The 2640-nt window shown below is 37.5% G+C and carries 3 protein-coding genes; 1 reads left to right on the top strand and 2 read right to left on the bottom strand.

Annotated elements, in window-relative coordinates; translation table 11 throughout:
• Positions 1-456, top strand: a 456-nt coding sequence (locus ACT8VG_RS09860; RefSeq protein WP_444195760.1) for a putative PEP-binding protein, incomplete at its 5' end; no start/stop codon positions are given.
• 92 nt (positions 457-548) lie between these two features.
• Here the strand turns inward: ACT8VG_RS09860 and ucpA are convergent.
• Both ucpA and ACT8VG_RS09850 read right to left on the bottom strand, forming a co-directional pair.
• Complete coding sequence (ucpA, locus tag ACT8VG_RS09855) at positions 549-1346, bottom strand: SDR family oxidoreductase UcpA (protein WP_006504742.1); 798 nt, start codon at positions 1344-1346, stop codon at positions 549-551.
• Between the two features lie 83 nt (positions 1347-1429).
• Positions 1430-2640 (bottom strand): APC family permease (locus tag ACT8VG_RS09850; protein WP_444195759.1); only part of this gene is annotated, 1211 nt, incomplete at its 5' end.

Here is a 2640-nt window from a genome sequence, read left to right as displayed (position 1 = left end):
ATCGAAGTTGGTATCATGATTGAAATCCCAGCTGCTGCTGTTCTTGCTGATCAGTTCGCTAAGGTTGTAGATTTCTTCTCAATCGGTACAAACGACTTAATCCAGTACACTTTCGCTGCTGACCGTATGTCATCTACAATCAACTACTTATATCAGCCATTCAACCCATCAATCTTAAGATTAGTTAAGAACACAATTGATGCTTCTCATAGAGAAGGTAAATGGACTGGTATGTGTGGTGAAATGGCAGGCGAAGCTCTTGCTGCACCATTACTACTTGGTTTAGGACTTGACGAATTCTCAATGTCTGCAACTTCAATTCTTGCTCAGAGAAAACGTATCAGAGAATTATCTTATGAAAAATCTAAGAAGGTAGCTGAAAAGGCAACTACTGAACTTTCTACAATGGAAGAAGTTGTTGAATTAGTTAAAGCTGAAACTGGTATTGAAGGATAAAAACCCAATACTTGAGAGATGAACATTTGTTCATCTCTTTTTTTGTGCATACAAAAAACCACCTCTTTATAGAGGTGGCAAGTATTGTAATATTAGTTTGTACCGATAGACATTGTTTCTGGCAATGTAGCACCACCATCAATAACAATCTGAGCACCTGTTAAGTAGCTAGATTCATCGCTTCCTAAGAATGCGAATAATTCACCTACTTCGATAGGTCTAGCAAGACGTCCCATTGGAACATTTGCTGCAATATCATTGATTGCTGCTTCTGGATTTTCTGGGTTAGATTCAACAGCCATCTTTTCAACCATTGGAGTTCTTGCATAACCAAGCTGTGAGCAGTTAACACGGATATTACGTTTAGCATATTCTACAGCTAAGCACTTAGTTAAACCAACTAATGCAGCCTTAGTTGTAGCGTAAGCTGCTTCACCAGCATCAGCTACGATATCACCAGTTACAGAAGAAGCGATAACGATGCTACCTCCACCCTGTTTTAACATATAAGGAACAACTGCTTTACATGTATTCCATACACCCTTAATATTTACATCAATATGGAAATCACGCATTTCATCAGTCATTTCTTCAAATGGAGCTAAGCGACAAACACCAGCGTTACAGCAAGCTACGTTGATTTCACCGAACTTTTCAACACCTTTAGCAGCTGCGGCATCCATTTGTGCACGATCAGCTACGTTAGCTACTACAGTGATGATTTCAGCACCATATTCTTTTCTTAATCTTTCTGCAGTGTCTTCTACAGCTGGTGATAAGTCAACCATGATTAGTTTTGCACCATATTTCGCATATGTAGTTGAGATTCCTTCTCCAAGTCCTACTGCAGCACCTGTAATTAATGCAACTTTTCCTTCTAATTTAGCCATTTTATTATTCTCCTTTTCTAAACTAAATTTATATATGCAAGCAATCATTTGCTTTGCTATTAATTTTTAATACTAATTAATTGTTAGAACTTCTGAACTCCATCAGGAGTTTCAATTTCTACTGGATGCTTCTTCCAGTTCACACAAACCATCCAGAGCCACAATAACATACCAACACCAAGATATACACCGAAGCAGATCCAAGAATCAATACCCTGACCAAGTGTACAGAAGAATGCAATAGTGACTGCAATCAACATTGCAAGAACACGGAAAGCATCTCCACCCTTAACAGTGTTTGCACTTACCCAATTAGGATGTTTTCTATGAATACAGATAGCTGAAATCATAGTTAATGCATAAGCACAGGCACATCCGAAACTCATTAAGTTAAAGAATGCACTCATGAAGTCAGATGAGTTCTGTAATACAATAAATACTAATGATAATACTAACAAGAAGATGTTAGGTAATAATGGCTGCTGATTCTTGTTTACCTTTGCGAAAACCTTTGGTAAGAAGTTCTTATTAGCCATTGAATATAACATACGTACTGTTGACATCCAGAAACCAAGTAATGAAGCACCCATACCAAGTAAACAAGAAAGAATACCAACGATAATAGGCCAGAATGTCCATCCTAATACTTTCTGCATAGTTAAAATAGTTAAGAAACCATCTTGTGCAAGAGTTGTATGAATACCCTGTAATCCATCTAATCCTGCAACACAGAAATAGTAGAATACATAGATACAACCACAAGTAAGGATTGAACCGCAAATAGCTTTCTTAGAGTTCTTGATTGGGAAGTCTCCTTCTTCAACCATTTGAGGTACTGTTTCAAATCCGAAGTATGGTGTAATCAATAACGCCATGCCAATAACCCATCCAGGAATACCATTTATAGAACTTAAAGTTGACTGGAAGATATTTCCAAAGCTAGATAAATGCCAATGTCCTGAGAATAGTAATAAGAAACCAGTAATAATAGTAACTGCAATGTTACAGAAAAGCATACCTGCCTGAGCCTTTACTAAGAACTGAACGTTCTGAATACTCATTAAGAAATATAAAACAAGTAATATTGCAGCACAACCAACCATGCCCCATGTACCAAGACCTAGATTTAATGTCTTATTGATCCATGTCATGATAGCCATAACAACAGCTGGTGGTACTGAAATCCAAGCTGCCATGATAAGCCAAGAAGCTAAGAATCCAACATGCTTATTAATACCAACAGTGTTGTAGATTAATTCCCCACCACCAGTGTGGAAAATAGATGCCAATTCAC

This window comes from Catenibacterium sp. (assembly GCF_052354645.1).
GTDB classification, from domain to species: domain Bacteria; phylum Bacillota_I; class Bacilli_A; order Erysipelotrichales; family Coprobacillaceae; genus Catenibacterium; species Catenibacterium mitsuoka_A.
Note: the sequence above shows the minus strand (reverse complement) of the source record. Positions and strands in the feature narration are given on the sequence as shown.

Excerpts from the sequence above, each read along its gene's own strand:
- ucpA (WP_006504742.1), bottom strand. The coding sequence starts at position 1,346 with ATGGCTAAATTAGAAGGAAAAGTTGCATTAATTACAGGTGCTGCAGTA.